At 70.6% G+C, this 16,322-nt stretch carries 11 protein-coding genes and 1 tRNA gene; 2 read left to right on the top strand and 10 right to left on the bottom strand.

The genetic code is table 11. From position 1 onward, the window contains the following. Window positions 1–308: 308 nt before the first annotated feature. From ABD841_RS00565 to topA, 6 genes are all read right to left on the bottom strand, one after another. On the bottom strand, window positions 309–1,463 hold the full coding sequence (locus tag ABD841_RS00565) for a glycosyltransferase family 4 protein (RefSeq protein WP_344966599.1): 1,155 nt from the start codon (window positions 1,461–1,463) through the stop codon (window positions 309–311). Then, window positions 1,460–2,152 carry a hypothetical protein gene (locus tag ABD841_RS00560; protein ID WP_344966597.1) on the bottom strand — a complete coding sequence of 231 codons (693 nt, stop codon included), beginning with the start codon at window positions 2,150–2,152 and terminating at the stop codon, window positions 1,460–1,462. Before ABD841_RS00560 ends, ABD841_RS00565 begins: the two co-directional genes overlap by 4 nt. Before the next feature lie 734 nt (window positions 2,153–2,886). Continuing rightward, window positions 2,887–4,068 carry a DNA polymerase III subunit delta' gene (locus ABD841_RS00555; protein WP_344966595.1) on the bottom strand — a complete coding sequence of 394 codons (1,182 nt, stop codon included), beginning with the start codon at window positions 4,066–4,068 and terminating at the stop codon, window positions 2,887–2,889. A 22-nt stretch (window positions 4,069–4,090) separates the two neighbouring features. After that, window positions 4,091–6,154 (bottom strand): dTMP kinase, encoded by a 2,064-nt coding sequence (gene tmk, locus ABD841_RS00550; RefSeq protein WP_344966593.1) that lies wholly within the window; start codon window positions 6,152–6,154, stop codon window positions 4,091–4,093. Window positions 6,155–6,299: 145 nt separating this feature from the next. Further along, window positions 6,300–7,868 (bottom strand): metallophosphoesterase, encoded by a 1,569-nt coding sequence (locus tag ABD841_RS00545; protein ID WP_344966591.1) that lies wholly within the window; start codon window positions 7,866–7,868, stop codon window positions 6,300–6,302. Window positions 7,869–8,089: 221 nt separating this feature from the next. Then, window positions 8,090–10,741, bottom strand: a complete 2,652-nt coding sequence (topA, locus tag ABD841_RS00540) for a type I DNA topoisomerase (RefSeq protein WP_344966589.1) — start codon at window positions 10,739–10,741, stop codon at window positions 8,090–8,092. Window positions 10,742–10,898: 157 nt separating this feature from the next. On the opposite strand from topA, the gene ABD841_RS00535 reads away from it, so the two are divergent. After that, window positions 10,899–11,084 (top strand): DUF5703 family protein, encoded by a 186-nt coding sequence (locus ABD841_RS00535; protein WP_184543236.1) that lies wholly within the window; start codon window positions 10,899–10,901, stop codon window positions 11,082–11,084. A gap of 196 nt (window positions 11,085–11,280) precedes the next feature. Here ABD841_RS00535 and ABD841_RS00530 read toward each other — a convergent pair whose 3' ends face one another. The 3 genes from ABD841_RS00530 to ABD841_RS00520 form a co-directional block, all read right to left on the bottom strand. After that, complete coding sequence (locus ABD841_RS00530) at window positions 11,281–13,197, bottom strand: chaplin family protein (protein ID WP_344966586.1); 1,917 nt, start codon at window positions 13,195–13,197, stop codon at window positions 11,281–11,283. A gap of 507 nt (window positions 13,198–13,704) precedes the next feature. Beyond that, complete coding sequence (locus tag ABD841_RS00525) at window positions 13,705–14,316, bottom strand: hypothetical protein (protein ID WP_344967033.1); 612 nt, start codon at window positions 14,314–14,316, stop codon at window positions 13,705–13,707. 118 nt (window positions 14,317–14,434) lie between these two features. Continuing rightward, window positions 14,435–15,742, bottom strand: a complete 1,308-nt coding sequence (locus ABD841_RS00520; protein ID WP_344966584.1) for a M20/M25/M40 family metallo-hydrolase — start codon at window positions 15,740–15,742, stop codon at window positions 14,435–14,437. A gap of 167 nt (window positions 15,743–15,909) precedes the next feature. Between ABD841_RS00520 and ABD841_RS00515 the strand changes: the two genes are divergently transcribed. Continuing rightward, window positions 15,910–15,998: transfer RNA gene (locus tag ABD841_RS00515), tRNA-Leu, on the top strand. A gap of 141 nt (window positions 15,999–16,139) precedes the next feature. Here the strand turns inward: ABD841_RS00515 and ABD841_RS00510 are convergent. Then, window positions 16,140–16,280 (bottom strand): hypothetical protein, encoded by a 141-nt coding sequence (locus ABD841_RS00510; protein WP_344966582.1) that lies wholly within the window; start codon window positions 16,278–16,280, stop codon window positions 16,140–16,142. Between the last annotated feature and the right edge of the window lie 42 nt (window positions 16,281–16,322).

Here is a 16,322-nt window from a genome sequence, read left to right as displayed (position 1 = left end):
CCACGCCCCGGGCCGGGGCTCGGAAGACCCCGCCCCGCGGCCGCCGGTTCAGAGCACTTTACCCACGGCCGCGAGCACGGGCCCTGCCACCGGTCTTCCCTGCGGAAGGGCGCCCCGGCGGAAGGGCGCCCTCGCTGCGCGAGCGCGGCGGCGTGCGTCCCGGGACGCACGCCTGATCGACCTCGTTGGACGCCCCGGGCATCCCCGGCAGCGCCGGAAGAGCATCCCGATGACGGGATCCGGACCTCTCCCCGGGGACGACGGGGTCACATCACGGAGACGCCGGACCGGGCCGTCCCCTGCCTCGCTCAGCGCCCGAGTTCGGCGAAGGACTTCTCCCAGCGGGACACGATCGTGGAGATGTCGTAGTTCCCGGCGGTCCTGAGGGCGTTCTCGGCCATCCGGCGACGGCCCTCCTCGTCGTCGATCATCTGGAGCAGGCCGGCGGCCAGGGCGTCCACGTCGTCGGGCGGGACGAGCAGCCCGTCGTACCCGGGGGTGATGATCTCCCGGGGGCCACGGGGGCAGTCGAAGCTGACCACGGGCACCCCGCACGCGAACGCCTCGATGATGGTCATCCCGAAGCCCTCGAACCGGGAGCTGACCGCGTGGATCGAGGCCTTGGCGAGCTCGCCCTCGATGTCACCGGTGGGGCCCATGAAGGTGACGTTGTTGTGCAGGCGCAGTTTGACGGAGAGCCTGACCAGCTTGTCGCTGATCCGTCCCTCACCGTAGATCCGGAGCTTCCAGTCGGGGCGCTCTCTGGCCACCTGGGCGAACGCCCTGAGCAGCCGGTCGTACCCCTTGACCGGCACCAGCCTGCCCGCGGCGAGCACGATCCGGTTCTCCTGCCGGGAGCGCGGGCGCGGTCCCCCCGCCAGGCCGTTGCCGATGGTGAACACGCGGGTCCGCGCCCGGTCGAGCATGGTGCGGTAGTCGTGCTCGTCGGCCTCGGTGAGGGTGACGACCGCGTCCAGCTTCGGGTACCACGTCCGGATCTCCTCGAAGATCCCGGGCTGGTGGGCCGCGAAGTGCAGGTGCTCCTGGCCGATCGTGACGACCCGCTTGCGGGCGAACCGCGCGGCCATGATGTTCAGTCCCGCGCGAGTGGTGATCAGCACGTCGGTGCGGAGCCGGCGGAGCTCGCGGACGAGCACCTCGTCGCTCCACGCGCTGAAGGAGGTGTAGGCCCGCTCCTCGGGATGGATCAGCGCGCTCGGCTGCGCGCCCAGCCGCTCGGCCTTCCTCGTGTACGGCCAGCGGACCCTGGCCCCCTCACGCAGGTCGACCAGCGAGCGCAGCCGGACCTTGGAGCCCAGCGGCAGGAAGGGCCGGTCGGCGTGCTGGAAGACGCTGATGACCTCGACGTCGTGCCGCTCGGCCATCGCGGTGGCGAGGTCGAAGGTGGCCCGGATCGTACCGCCCATGCCGTAGGCGTTGAGGATCAGAAAGGAGATCTTCACTCTCCGTCCCCCTCCTCGACGGTGAGCGCCACCGCGAGGCTGTCGGTCTCGGTGTAGTACGGGCGGACCCGCACCTGCCCGACCCGCTGGGCGGGGAAACGGACTTTGGTCTTCTTGTCGGTGATGTCGTCGAGGCGGGTGGCCAGCGGCAACCGTACCCCGTCGGCCTCCGCGTAGAGGTCCCAGAAGACCCTCCGCCGCACCTGCCTCTCGGCCATCGGCGCGATCTCGACGGCCCCCTCGAACCACCGTCCCCGGAAGTCCGCCGGGCCGCTCACGGGGTCCGGTCCCCGCCTGGCCACGGCCACGAGCCGCGCCGCTCCCCGGATCGACTCGCCGTAGGCGATCACGCCCTCGACCTGGACGACGCCGTCGTCGGCGGTCACCTGGACCACCTCGACATACGGCTCGACCTCCCGGACCCGGACGCACAGGAGGCCGGCAGGTGTGCGGAACGCTCTTATCTCCCGGTTACGGCGGGTTTCGGCGTAGGAGTGCAGACCGTCGAGCGAGAACCCTGGATCGTCGGTGGCCAGGGGCTCGCCCCGGCACGAGACCACCCAGACACCCGCCGAGAGCGTCGAAAGATCGGTTCCCCTGTGCTCCTCACCGGTCTCCGCGTGCCGCAGGACGATCTCCGCGTCGTCCGGTTCCGGCCACTCGATCCGTAACGTGTCATCGTTGTCCACACGGCTGGTGACGGCCCGCCTACCCGCGGACGGAACCACCCCGTGGTGTGCGCCGATGCTCACCAAGATTCCCCCGGTTTTCTCTGCTCTCCCCGTAGAGCAGGACACTGTCAATTGATTTATAACAAATATGTCTTTTTCCGCTGCGAATCTTAACGATCCGCACTCCCACTTTGAGGGGAGTTGACCGGGAATGGTTCCATCTAATCGGGAATCAGCGGGCAAGCCGGCGGGCCTCTCCCTCTCACCAGCGGATATTCACCGGATAGGGGCCGGTCCGATTACGGAGCGTCCGCTGCCGCACGGGATACGGGGGATCACAGAACGTCCGACTGGCGTCCCTCTCCCGACCGCTTCGCGCCGTGCGCAGACCCGGGATCCGGCCGCCGCCGAGCCTGCCCCAGCCGGGTCGCCGCCGGGCCCGGAACCCCGGCCGGACCGCCACCGAGCCGACCCCGGAACCCCGGCCGGACCGCCACCGGGCGCGAAAAACCACAGGCCGGCCCGTCACCGGGCGCGGAACCGCAGACCAGCCCGCCAGGCACAGAACCTCAGGCCCGGGTCCGGCAGACCCAAGACAGTCACACCACAGAAATCAGACTTAAGGTGCAAAAGACCTCAGAACGGAGGTAGCGTCCGACAACCCCTGGGGACGTCACAGAACCCACACCCGGGAAGCACCGAGAAAGTACCCCGAAATCCCGTACGGCTCATGGCCATGGATCCCGTGGACGTCACGCCCGGGGACGCCGCAGCGAGAGGGTCATCGCCTCGATCGCCATCTGCGGGTTGACGTTGGCCGCCAGCCGCTCCCGGCAAAGCATGATCGCGTCGATCCGCAGCAGAGAGTCCTCCGGCGTGGAGGAACGGGCCAGAGCCTCCAGTTCCGCCCGGCGGTCCTCGCTGGCCAGCTCCACGGACGCGCCGAACTGCACCGCCAGCACATCGCGGTAGAACGCCACCAGGTCGAGCAGGGCCGCGTCGATGACGTCGCGCTTGGTCCGGGTGGCCCGCGACTTCTGCCGGTCCTCCAGTTCCTTCAGCGCCCCGGCCCCGCCCCGGATGAGCCCCTTGTTGAGTCCCTTGCCCGAGGACCCCTCACCGTAGATCTTGCGCAGCTCGGCGATCTCCGCCTCGTTCAGCACCGCGGTGACCGCGGCGGCCTCCTCGTCGGCGGTCTTCACCAGCCGTTCGGCCGCCGCCACGCACTCCCCGACGCCGGTCAGCGAGCCGGGGATGGACAGCACCGCCTCGCGGCGCCTGCGCGCCTCCTCGTCCAGAGCGAGCCTGCGGGCCCGCTCGATGTGGCCCTGGGCGGCTCTGGCGGCGAACTCCGCCATCGCCGGCGGCACGTTCTCCCGTGTGGCCAGCACGTGCGCGACCGCCGCGGTGGGCGGGGTGACGAGCGTGACCAGTCGGCAACGGGACCTGATGGTGATCATCATGTCGTCCGGGGCGGGCGCGCAGAGCAGCCAGATCGTCCGCGGCGGCGGCTCCTCGATCGCCTTCAGCAGCGCGTTGGACGCCCCCTCGGTGGCCCGGTCGGCGTCCTCGAACAGCACGACCCGCCAGCGGCCCAGCGTCGGCGCCCCGGCCGCGCGGAGGATGAGCCGGCGGGTGTCCTTGATGCCGTACGACAGCCCCTGCGGCCGGACGATCTCCAGGTCGGGATGGGAGCCGACCTCCACCTGGTGGCACATCTCACAGTGCCCGCACCCCTGGTCCGGGCAGAACAGCGCGGCAGCGAACGCCCGCGCGGCCTCCTCGCGCCCGGAGCCGGGCGGCCCGGTGAACAGCCACGCGTGGGTCATCCCCGCACCGCGCCCACCGGCCAGCAGGTCGGCCGCGGCCGCGGCGGCCCGGCGGAGCGTCACGACGGCGCGTTCCTGCCCCACAAGGTCATCGAAGACTCCCACGGACCCCAACCTACCGCCGGTCTCAGTCGCGGATGGCGGGGATGGTCCCGGTGGCGTCCTCGGACTCCTGGGGCACCGGGTCGGGCAGGACCTCCCGGACCCGGTCCTGGATGAGCCGGGCGATCTCCTCCTGCGGCAGGGTGCCGTCGATGACCACGTAGCGCTCGGGCTCGGCGGCGGCCAGCGCGCGGAACTCCCGGCGCACCCGCTCGTGGAACTCCAGCGGCTCCGACTCGATCCGGTCGGCGGCACCGCCCAGCCGGGCCAGGCCCACCGAGGGCGGGGTGTCGATGAGCACCGTGAGATCGGGGACGAGCCCGCCGGTGGCCCAGGAGTTGATCCTCGTGACGTCCCCGGGGTCGAGGGCCCGGCCCGCGCCCTGGTAGGCCAGCGAGGAGTCGACGTAGCGGTCGGAGATCACCATCGAGCCCCGGTAGAGGGCCGGGCGGATGACCTTCTCGACGTGCTCGGCCCGGTCGGCCGCGTACAGCAGCGCCTCCGACCTCGCCGACAGCCCCTGGTGCACCGCGTCCAGCAGGATCGCGCGCAGTCGCATGCCGACCTTGGTCGAGCCCGGCTCGCGGGTCTGCACGACGTCGTACCCCTGGTCACGCAGCCAGATCGCCAGCAGGCGGGACTGGGTGGTCTTCCCCGACCCCTCGCCGCCCTCGAACGCGATGAACATCCCACGCGCCTGCTCGGCGGTCTCGGGCACGAACCGCTCCCCTCGCACGGCGGCGATCAGATCGGCGACGATCGGGACCCCCTTACGGTCGTCCATCTGGCGCAGCGCGACGATCCCGACGATCGCCGCGAGCAGCCCGCCGATCACCAGCACCAGGTTGGAACCGTCGAACCGGTAGACCGTCTCCTGGCCCATCTTGATCTCACGCTCGCCGAACAGGCCCGCCACGGTCGGCGCGACCGCGACCACCAGCAGCAGCGTCACCCGGGCCAGCGACTGCAGGAACGAGAACGTACGGCCGCGCAGGCCGTCGTCGACCTCCAGACCGATCATGGTGTAACCGATGATCCAGGCGATGCCCGCGCACGCGCCGAGCAGCACGGTCAGCAGGACGACGATCACCAGGTTGTGGATGAGCGCGATCGCGGCCAGGACGAGGCCCGCGACGACGATCGCCAGACCGAACAGCCTCCGCCGCGACAGCTCGCGCATCAGCCTGGGGCCGAAGAACATGCCGGAGGCCATGCCGACGAACACCGCCCCGAAGACCACACCGTAGGCCGCGTCGCCACCGCCCAGCGCGTTGACGTAGATCTTGGCGACCCCGACCACGGCGCCGCCCGCGGCGAAGGCGCCCAGCATGCCGATGATCAGGCCGCGGGTCAGCCGGTTCCCGCCCACGAACCGCCAGCCCTCGAAGATCTGCCGCAGCACCGAGGGAGTGGAGGTCGCGACCCCCGAGCCGGCCTTCGGGATCTCCTTCAGCGAGAAGATGATGACGGCCGAGATCAGGTACGCCAGCGCGTTGATGAACAGCGCCAGGTACGTCTCTCGCTGCGCGAGGAACGGGACCAGCCTGCTCAGGAGGTCGTTGGCCACCGACAGCACGGCGAACAGCAGCGCCGCGACCGGTGCCGTGCCGTACGTGACCAGGAGGTTGAGCTGGTTGGCCTCCTCCAGCCGCTCCTTGGGCACCAGGTTCGGCACCGTGGCGTCCTTGGCGGGAACCCAGAAGAGGTTGACGCACTCGACCAGGAACGTGGCGATGATCACCCACTGGTAGCTGCCGACCAGTGGGATGGACAGCACCAGCGCGAACCGCAGCAGATCGCAGAAGAACATGGTCAGCCGCCGGTCGAACCGGTCGGCGAACGCGCCCGCGAGCGGTCCCAGCACGATGGCCGGGAGCATCTTGGCGACGAAGACACCGCCGATGGCCAGGCTCTGGGCCTGGTAGCCCGCATCCATGGTGAGGTTGCCCGCAAGCGCGGTCAGGGCCAGGAGGTTGAGCCAGTCTCCGAGGCTGCACACCGACATGGCCGTCCACAGCTTGCGGAACGGAGCGTAAGCCAGCACGGTGGGGGGCTTGCGTCGTGCGGTGTTCCGGCCAGGCGTGGTCATGATGTCAGCGTATCCAGGTGCTTGCTGGGCTGGGGAAAACACGAGCCGTACGGAAATGCCCGGCTGCCCGTCGCATGAGGGTAATACGTCCGCCGTGCGCCCCGCAGGTCACAGGCGGGAAAAGAAGTGATCGACGCCCGTGTTTCTAGAGTTTCTCGTTTCGGAGTTCCAGAAGGGTTATTTCGGGTGGGGCTCCCACCCGGACCGGCGGCCCCCAGAAACCCGCGCCCCGCGTGACGTAGACCCGGGTGCCGTCCACCTCGCCGAGCCCGGAGACGACCGGTTGCTGCAACGGGACGACCAGGTTGAAGGGGACCATCTGTCCGCCGTGCGTGTGCCCGGACAGCTGGAGGTCGACCCCGTGCCTCGCCGCCTCGGCCGCCTGGACCGGCTGGTGGGCGAGCAGGACGGTGGAGCGGGAGCGGTCCCTGCCGCCGAGCGCCCGCTCGAAGTCGGGGCCGTCGTCCGAGGCGGCACCGGCCACGTCGTTGACCCCGGCGAGATCGAGCACGGCCCCGGCGTGGGCGATCTCGACGCGCTCGTTGACCAGCGGCCGCACGCCGAGCTCCCGGAGCTCCTCGATCCACTCCCGCGGGCCGTTGGCGGTGTAGTACTCGTGGTTCCCGGTGACGAAATAGGCCCCGTAACGCGACTCGAGGCCCCGCAGCGGCCGGGCCAGCGGGCCGAGCTCGGCCACCGTGCCGTCGACCAGGTCTCCCACGACGGCGACGACGTCGGCCTGCAGGGCGTTGACCATGCGGACGATGCGCTCGGCGTGCCCGAGGCCGGTGAGCGGGCCCAGATGGATGTCGCTGACCACCGCGAACCGCAGCCCGCTCAGGCGCGGGTCCAGCCGGGGCAGCGCGACCTCGACCGACTCGACCACCGGGTCACCGAGGGCGGTCCTGACGCCGAACCCCACCGTGCCCAGCGCCCCCGTCCCGGCGACGACCGCGGCCGTGCGGGTGATGAACAGCCTCCGGCTCATCGCCCTCTCCCGCCGCCCCGCCGGCGAGACCACCCCCTCGGACGCGGACCCGGACTCCGCCCCCGTTCGCGGCTCCGGCCGCGAGTCCGACGGCGGCTGCGGCTCCGACGGCGACTCCCGCTGCGACTCCGGCTCCGACTGCGGGAGAGCCGACACCGGATCCGCCGGAACCGCCGTACGGGAGCCGGCTGCCACGACGGCGCCGGCGGCCCCGAGAACTTCGCGAGCCCGGGAGGCTTCGCGGGCCCCGGAGACTTCACGGGCCTCGGCCACCTCGGCGGTGAAGGCCGGAACCGTACCCGCGGGCACCGGCTCGGAGCCGTCCGGGCCGGGCTCGAAGCCGTCGGAAACCGGCACCGAGCCGTCGGACTCGGCACGGGCCGCACGACGGGCGGCGACCCGGTCCGGCGCGTGACGGCGCCCCGCCCGGCGCTCCAGCACCCGCAGAACCAGCAGGGCCACCGCCCGCGGCACCTCAAGAACGACCAGGAAGACAAAGAGGTAGAACATGACCGCGAGCCAGAAGAAGCCCGGCCAGGCCAGAAAGTGCCCCCACGCGCTGCGGGAGACGATCAACGTCACCGGCGCGAGCACACCGAGCCCGACGATCACCCACGTCAGCACGCGGCGGGTTCGTCCCGGCCGGGTGGTCGAGCCGACCAGGCGACGCCACAGGTAGTAGTGGATCAACACGACCGCGGCGAAGACCAGCGACACGAACCCCACGATCGACCGGCCCCTTCCCCACAGCCGCCGGCCTGACCGGCGCGCCCCGAAGAACGCCCGGAATGCCGGATGCGTTCCCGGAACCGGGAAATTCCCAGCCCCCGGACCGGCCGGCAGCCGCCGTACCGCCGGACATCCTCAGCCGCCGCCCGCCCACCGGACCCGCACCACCGGAGAACGGGCCCCGATCCCCGCCCAGGCGGATCACGGAGCCCGTACGGTCAGGCCTTGGCCTTGGCCCGGGTGGTCCGGGTGCGCTTGGGCGCCGGACCGCGGGCACGGCGGTCGGCGAGCAGCTCGGCTGCGCGCTCGGTGGTGATGTGTTCGACCTCGTCACCCTTGCGCAGGGAGGCGTTTGTCTCACCGTCGGTCACGTACGGGCCGAAACGCCCCTCCTTGACCACGATCGGCTTCTTGGAGACGGGGTCCACGCCCAGCTCGCGCAGCGGCGGTGCGGCGGCGGCGCGCCGGCCCCGCGTCTTGGGCTGGGCGAACAGCTCCTTGGCCTGCTCCAGCGTGACCGTGAACATCTCCTCCTCGGAGGCCAGCGAACGGGAGTCGGTGCCCTTCTTGACGTAGGGGCCGAACCTGCCGTTCTGCGCCGTGACCTCCTGGCCGTCGAGCTCCCCGAGCACCCGGGGCAGCGACAGCAGCTTCAGCGCGTCGTCCAGGGTGACGGTGTCGAGGGACATCGACTTCAGCAGCGACGCGGTGCGCGGCTTGGGGGCGTCGGCCTTCTTGGTCTTCTTCTTCGCACCGTCGGGCGACGGCTCCTCGGGCAGGACCTCCGTCACGTACGGGCCGAAACGGCCGTCCCTCGCCACGATCACGTTACCGCTGACCGGGTCCTTGCCCAGCTCGCGGTCACCCGTCGGACGGGAGAACAGCTCCTCGGCCATCTCCGCGGTGAGCTCGTCCGGGGCCAGGTCCTCGGGCACGTTCACCCGGGTGCCCGCGCGGTCCAGGTACGGGCCGTAGCGCCCCACCCGGATCACGATGTCGGTACCCCGGATCGGGAAGGAGCTGATCTCCTTGGCGTCGATCTCCTCCAGGTCGGTGACCAGCTCCTTCAGGCCCTCGTCACCGTTGTCGCCGAAGTAGAAACGGCGCAGCTCCGGGACCCGCTCCGCCCGGTCGTTGGCGATGTCGTCGAGGACCTTCTCCATGTCGGCGGTGAAGTCGTAGTCGACGAGGTGACCGAAGTGCTGCTCCAGCAGGTTGACCACCGCGAACGCCAGGAAGGACGGCACCAGGGCCGTGCCCTTCTTGAAGACGTAACCCCGGTCGAGGATCGTTCCGATGATCGACGCGTACGTCGACGGCCGGCCGATCTCCCGGTCTTCCAGCTCCTTGACCAGCGACGCCTCGGTGTACCGTGCCGGCGGCTTGGTCGCGTGGGCCAGCACGTTGAGAGCCGACGCCGTCAGTGGATCGTTCTCGGCCAGGTTGGGCAGGCGCTTCTCGGAGTCGTCGCGGTCGGTGGCCGGGTCGTCCGCGCCCTCGACGTATGCCTTCAGGAAACCGTGGAAGGTGATGGTCCGCCCGGAGGCGCTGAACTCGACCCGCTCACCGGAGCTGGACGTACCCGCCACCTTGACGACGACCGACTCGCCGACCGCGTCCTTCATCTGCGAGGCCACGGTCCGCTGCCAGATCAGCTCGTACAGCCGGAACATGTCACCGGTCAGCCCGGTCTCGCCCGGTGTGCGGAACTCCTCGCCCGAAGGGCGGATCGCCTCGTGCGCCTCCTGCGCGTTCTTCACCTTGCTGGTGTAGACGCGCGGCTTGTCGGGGACGTACGCGGCGCCGTAAAGCTTGATCGCCTGGCTGCGGGCGGCCGCCACGGCGGTCTCCGACAGCGTGATGCTGTCGGTTCGCATGTAGGTGATGAAGCCGTTCTCGTACAGGCGCTGGGCGATCTGCATGGTCGACTTCGCGGAGAAACCCAGCTTGCGGCTGGCCTCCTGCTGCAGCGTCGTCGTCCGGAACGGCGCGTACGGCTTGCGGGTGTACGGCCTGCGCTCGACCGACGTGACCTTGTAGCGGGCGCCGTCCAGGCGGGCGGCGAGGGCCTGCGCGGCCTGCTCGTCGAGGTGGAGCACGTCGGCGCTCTTGAGCGTGCCGTTGCTCGCGAAGTCACGCCCCTGGGCGACGCGCCTGCCGTCGACCCCGGTCAACGTGGCGGTGAACTCGTGCGGGGTCTCGTCACGGCCGGTGTCGAACAGCGCCTGCAGGTCCCAGTAGCTCGCGCTGGTGAAGGCCAGGCGCTCGCGCTCGCGCTCCACGACCAGCCGGGTCGCCACCGACTGCACCCGCCCGGCCGACAGGCGGGGCTTGACCTTCTTCCACAGGACCGGGCTGACCTCGTAGCCGTACAGGCGGTCGAGGATGCGCCGGGTCTCCTGGGCGTCGACCAACCGCAGGTTGAGGGCGCGCGGGTTGGCCACCGCGTCCTGGATCGCCCGCGGCGTGATCTCGTGGAACACCATGCGGTGAACCGGGATCTTGGGGTTGAGCACCTCGCGCAGGTGCCAGGCGATCGCCTCCCCCTCCCGGTCCTCGTCGGTGGCCAGGTAGAGCTCGTCGGCCTCCTTGAGCAGCTGCTTGAGCTTGCTCACCTGAGACTTCTTGTCAGGGTTGACGATGTAGAGCGGCTCGAACTCGTGGTCGACGTTGACGCCCAGGCGTGCCCAGGCCTGCCCCTTGTACTCTTCCGGGATGTCGTCCGCTTTCTCGGGGAGATCACGAATATGCCCGATGCTGGACTCCACGACGTAGCCGCGGCCGAGGTACCCAGCGATGGTCTTCGCCTTGGAAGGCGACTCGACGATCACCAGGCGGGTTCCGCCGGCGTTGCCCTTCTTGGCTGGCACGCTGCTTCCTACCTCGCTGTTCGCATTCGTTCCCCGTTCACTTCCACTCGGGTTACCCGATCTCAGTCGGGGGCACTCCCAAGGAAAGCCGCAAGGACGCAGAATAAAGCCCAATGAGTGTCGACGTCCGCCGGCCCACCCTCGGAGACTAATCGCTGTGCTCGACTACTCCTACTTGGTTCTCCACCTTCCACGCGGCACCACCCGGGATGTCGCCCGGCAGATCCTGACCGAACACGCAGAATACGGCGGCTGGGAACTCGACCGCCTGAGACTGTATCCCGACGGCCGCCGCGACGTCCGGTTGCGCCGGAAGATCATACGTGTGACCAGAACGATGTGATGAAGACCATGTGATCGAGGACATGGCTTTGCCCGCCCCGGGCCGCGCCCCCGGAGCGGGCAAAGCGTCCGTGCCTCGCCGGCGGGATGGAGGCCGCGCCCCAGGGGGCGCGGCCGTCCTTCCTCATCACCGGCGAGGCGCTCGCGGGTCTTCCTCGGTGGCTCCGGGAAGACTTGTCCCTCAGGTGAGTTGTTTCTTACTTCCTGGTGAAGCGAATACGGCGGGTGGCGGCGAAGAAGGTCGCCGCGGCGGCGGCCAGACCGCCGATCAGCAGGGTGGCGAGGGATCCGACGTTCATCCCGGTCACCCCGACGGGCTGAGCGGCGCTCATCAGGCCGAGCTCACCGATCGGGGTCGAGGAGACCGCATCGGTGACGGGCTCCAGCGGCGAACCGCCCCGCGACTCCTGGGCCCGCTCGCTCACCGAACCGCCGGGCAGGACAGGCAGCTCGGGCAGGCCGGCGGCCTCGCCGACGAGAGGCAGGTCGGCAGGGGCCTGCCGGTCGGCCGCCGCCTCGCCGACCGCGCCGGCCTGCGGGACCTCGGGGAGCAGGCCGCTGGTCTTGTGGCTGCCGGGCTTGCCGCCCCAGTGGCCGTGACCACCGCCGTGGCCACCGGACGGCCCGCCCGCCCGGGAGCCGCCGAGGCAGCCCGCGGCGGCGTCACCCAGGACGGCGACGGCGTTGCCGCAGACGTTGACCGGTGCGGTGATCGGCGCCACCACCTGGTTGCCGCCGAGGACGCTGTGCTCGCCGCTGGTGCGGTTGCCCCCGGCGCCGCCCCTGCCGTTCGGCGAGACCGAGGCGCCGCCGCGGCACCCGGAGTCGGCCTTGCCCAGCACGGCCACGGAGTTGCCGCAGACGTTGATCGGCGCGGTGATCGGCGCCACCACCTGGTTGCCGCCCAGCACCGAGGACCGGCCCGACGTGGTGTTACCGCCCGCACCGGCACCCCGAGCGCCGTTCTTGACGGACACGCCACCCCGGCAGCCGGCGAAGGCGTCCCCCAGGACGGCGACGGCATTGCCGCAGACGTTGATCGGCGCGGTGATCGGCGCCACCACCTGGTTGCCGCCCAGCACCGAGGACCGGCCCGACGTGGTGTTACCGCCCGCACCGGCACCCCTGCCGCTCTCGGCGGACACGCCGCCGGTGCAGCCCGCCCGGCCGTTGCCGACGGCGTTGCCGCAGACGTTGACGGGCAGGGTGATCGGCGCGATCACCTGGTTGCCGCTGCCGGCCCCGAAGCGCCCGTCGGTGTCGTTGCCGGGGTGGCCGAGGCCCCAGCCGGGTCGCGGCCCGTGCCCGCCGTGCCCGCCGTAGCCCGGCTTGCCCGGGTGACCGGGACGACCCGGGTGGCCGGGACGACCCGGGTGGCCGGGACGACCGGGGGTGGCCTCGGCCCCACCCCGGCAGCCGGAGAACGCCCCCCCGAGCGCGGCGACCGAGTTGCCGCAGACGTTGACCGGCGCGGTGATCGGCGCCACCACCTGGTTGCCGCCCAGCACCGAGGACCGGCCCGACGTGCGGTTGCTCCCGGCACCGGACGGCCCGGAGTTCCTGACGGTCGCGCCGCCCTTGCACCCCGCCGTCGCCCCGCCGAAAATCGCGAAGGAGTTGCCGCAGACGTTGACCGGCGCGGTGATCGGCGCCACCACCTGGTTGCCGCCGAGGACGCTGTGCTCGCCGCTGGTGCGGTTGCCCCCCGCGCCGCCCCTGCCGGAGTCGCCGACCGAGGCGCCGCCCTTGCATCCCGCCTTCGATCCGCCCAGCACCGCCACCGCGTTGCCACAGGCGTTGACCGGCGCGCTGACGGGGGCGTCGACCTGGTTTCCGCCCAGGATGCTGCTCCGCCCGGACGTCCGGTCGGAGATCCCGCTGCCGCCGCCGTTCTCGACGGAGGCGCCGCCCTCGGAGGAGGCGGTCGACTTACCCGCCGCGCCGACGGCGTTTCCGCTGATGTCGATCGGCAGGGAGATGGGTAGCTTGACCTGGTTGCCGCCGCCGACGGAATGGTCGCCGTCGGTGTCGGCGAAGGCCGTGCCGCTGCCGAGGGCCATGACACCCAGTGCGAGAAGTGCCGCGGGGGCCGAGCCCTTAACCCACGTACGCATGATTGACGCTCCTCCGTTGGTTCTTGGGGGGTACCTGACATCTCGTGACGGCGCGTGAGGCCGCGCCAAGCCCGGTCCGCTCGGGTTCGTACGACGGGAGCCGGCCGGATCTACGCGGCGGAGACCGCTCGGGTCCGTATGGCGGAGATCGTCCGGCCTGTTCCGTACGGCGGAGACCGTTCGTCCGCGGGGCGGGGTCTGATCGGATCCACGTGGTGGAGCCCGGTCAGGCCCCTACGGCGGAAGCCGGTCGGGTCCGTAGGGCGGAAGCCGATCGGGATCACTCAGCGGAGGCCCCTGCGGCCGTCACGAGGGATGGGAACTGCTTGCTGCTCTGCTCGTCGTCCTGCTCACCGCTCACCGGTGGAGCGGCTCCCGGAATCTTGGGAATCTCCCGTAACGAGGGACCTTCCGTAATGCGGGGTCTCCCGTACCTCCGGGACTCAGGCACGCTCCGCGACCGGCGGGGCACCCGGAAAGAGGGTGGCACCGGCCTGCAGGACGGAGTCAGTCAGGAGAGAAAGAAGGGTCGTCCGCCGCTGTGCGGACGACAGGGGGAAGCACGAACGCCAGCGGAAGACGCTGCGCCGTGAGCCTCGGGTCGTACACGAACCGCGAGATGTCCCCCGGTCCCGGCCCGAAGGGGCCGGATCCGCCACTGGTCTGGGGCACGAATCCATTGGCGCCAGAACCGTGGTCGGCCGTGGCGGGCGCCGGGGATCCCGGCGTGGACTGGCTGGTCAGCCCGTCCACACCCCGCCCTGCCATGGCTGCGGCGTTGTCCGGCGCCGACAGCCCACCGCTGCCCGTGGGGAATCCATCGACCTGCGCGGCCGATCCGGAAGCGGCTGCGCCGAGGGGGCCGGAGCCGGCTGCTCCCGTCTCCGCGGTGGTTTCCGCGGCAGCGGGAGCGGCGCCAAGGAGTCCGAAAACGACGGCGAGCAGCCATCCGGCGACCAGAAGGCCACCGATCGCGAAAGCTCGCCTGGCGATCCGCCGAATGCCGGCCGCGAACCGCGCCATCCGGTCATCCCGGGCGAGGATCGTGTCGTCGGCGGAAACGGCCACGGGCACGCGCCGAGCAGCAGGCGAAAACGCCCCCCACTGCTCCTGCGGCATGCGTGCCACGTGACCTCCCCAAAACTCTGGACGACCCGTTCGAACACGAGCCATCCCCTCAACGGAGAGTTACGTTAGCACTACCCCCAGTCAGAGCAACGACTTTCCGGGGAATGTCTCAGCACCCGTCCAGGAAGCGGTCAAGAACCCGGACCCCGAACTGCAACGAATCCACCGGAACCCGCTCGTCGACACCATGGAACATGCCGGAGAAGTCCAGGTCGGCGGGGAGCTTCAGCGGCGCGAACCCGAACCCGCGGATGCCCAGCCGGCTGAACGCCTTCAGGTCCGTGCCGCCCGACAGCGTGTACGGCACGGCCAGCGCGCCCGGGTCCTCGGCCAGGAGCGAGTCGGCCATCGCCCGCACCAGCGGCCCGTCGAACCCGGTCTCGACGGCGATGTCGTGGTAGACGAACTCCCTGGTCACGTTGGGCCCGAGCAGCTCGTCGATCGTCTCGAAGAACTCCTCCTCGTACCCCGGCAGGAAGCGGCCGTCCACGTGCGCGGTCGCGGTCTGCGGGATCACGTTGGCCTTGTAACCGCTCTGCAGCATCGTGGGGTTGGCGGTGTTGCGCAGCGTGGCACCGATCATCCGCGCCAGCGGGCCGAGCTTCGCCACGGTCTTCTCCGCGTCGTCGAGATCGAACTCGATCTCCAGCGCCCTGGAGGTCTCCTCCAGGAACGTTCTGACCGTCCGGGTCAGCCGCACCGGCCATTCGTACCGCCCGATGCGGCCGACCGCCTCGGCCAGCTCCGTCACGGCGTTCTCGCTGTTGAGCATCGAACCGTGCCCGGCCCGGCCCGTCGCGGTCAGGCGCATCCAGGCGATGCCCTTCTCCGCCGCCTCGATCAGGTAGAGCCTGCGCGCCTCGTCGATGGAGACGCTGAACCCGCCGACCTCACCGATCGCCTCGGTGCACCCCTCGAACAGGCCCTTGTGCTCCTCCGCCAGCCACTGCGCGCCGTACTGGCCTCCGGCCTCCTCGTCGGCGGTGAACGCCAGCACCACGTCCCGCGGCGGCCGGCGCCCCTCGCTGAGCCGCTGCCGCACGACCGCGAGGATCATCGCGTCCATGTCCTTCATGTCGACCGCGCCGCGCCCCCAGACGCACCCGTCGGCGACCTCCCCGCTGAGCGGGTGATGGGTCCAGTCGTCGGCGTTGAAGGGGACGACGTCCAGATGCCCGTGGAGCAGCAGCGCGTCACGCGAGGAGTCCTCCCCCTCGATGCGGGCGACCACATTCGCCCTGCGGCTGTCCGACTCCAGGATCTTCGGCTCCAGCCCGACCTCGGCCAGTTTCTCGGCCACGTACTCGGCCGCGGCCCGCTCACCGGGTCCGGAGTTGTCACCGGCGTTGGTGGAATCGATCCGGATCAGGTCGCGGCACAGCTCGACGACCTCGTCCTCACCGTTGAGCGCGGTCATGTAGGACTCCTTGGGTTCGCTACGACTTGCACTCCCCATCCTGCCGCCGCGTCCCCCTCCCCGGCACCTCGGCCGGACCCTCCCCCCTTACCGATATGACGCACGCTCGAGAGTTTGCTAACCTAAGTTCGCCGACGCGAGATGACGGTCTCGCGTGCAGGCACCAAGTCCGGGTGGCGGAATAGGCAGACGCGCTAGCTTGAGGTGCTAGTGCCCTTTGCGGGGCATGGGGGTTCAAGTCCCCCCTCGGACACCACACTGATACACCAGGAGTCCTGGTCACTCGCCAAAGTGACCAGGACTTTTTCTTTCGTCCGGCGGTGACTGCCCGCGAAGGCCGAGCATCCTCGTACGCGTGGACGGCGACCGTTCAGGACCGGTACGGCGATCGGGGCGTTCACCGGTTCGTCTCCGGTTCGGTCGCCTCACGCGTGGGCCGGTCCAGGCGGCACCAGGCCGTACGGCCCGCCTGATCGGTGATCACGTCGTGGGCGGCGGCCAGGGCGATGACGATGTCCCACTCACATCCCCGCTCCACCGATACGACGGGGTGGTCCGGCCCCGGCGGTGTCACCGCCGG

This window comes from Streptosporangium fragile, assembly GCF_039534445.1.
GTDB lineage: Bacteria > Actinomycetota > Actinomycetes > Streptosporangiales > Streptosporangiaceae > Streptosporangium > Streptosporangium fragile.
The sequence above is the reverse complement of the archived record's forward strand: the minus strand, read 5'-3'. Positions and strand labels throughout refer to the sequence as shown.

Bases quoted from the DNA above. Each gene is read 5' to 3' on its own strand.
- ABD841_RS00525 (WP_344967033.1), bottom strand. From the start codon at position 14,316: ATGCCGCAGGAGCAGTGGGGGGCGTTTTCGCCTGCTGCTCGGCGCGTG.
- ABD841_RS00530 (WP_344966586.1), bottom strand. From the start codon at position 13,197: ATGCGTACGTGGGTTAAGGGCTCGGCCCCCGCGGCACTTCTCGCACTG.
- tmk (WP_344966593.1), bottom strand. From the start codon at position 6,154: ATGACCACGCCTGGCCGGAACACCGCACGACGCAAGCCCCCCACCGTG.
- ABD841_RS00520 (WP_344966584.1), bottom strand. From the start codon at position 15,742: ATGACCGCGCTCAACGGTGAGGACGAGGTCGTCGAGCTGTGCCGCGAC.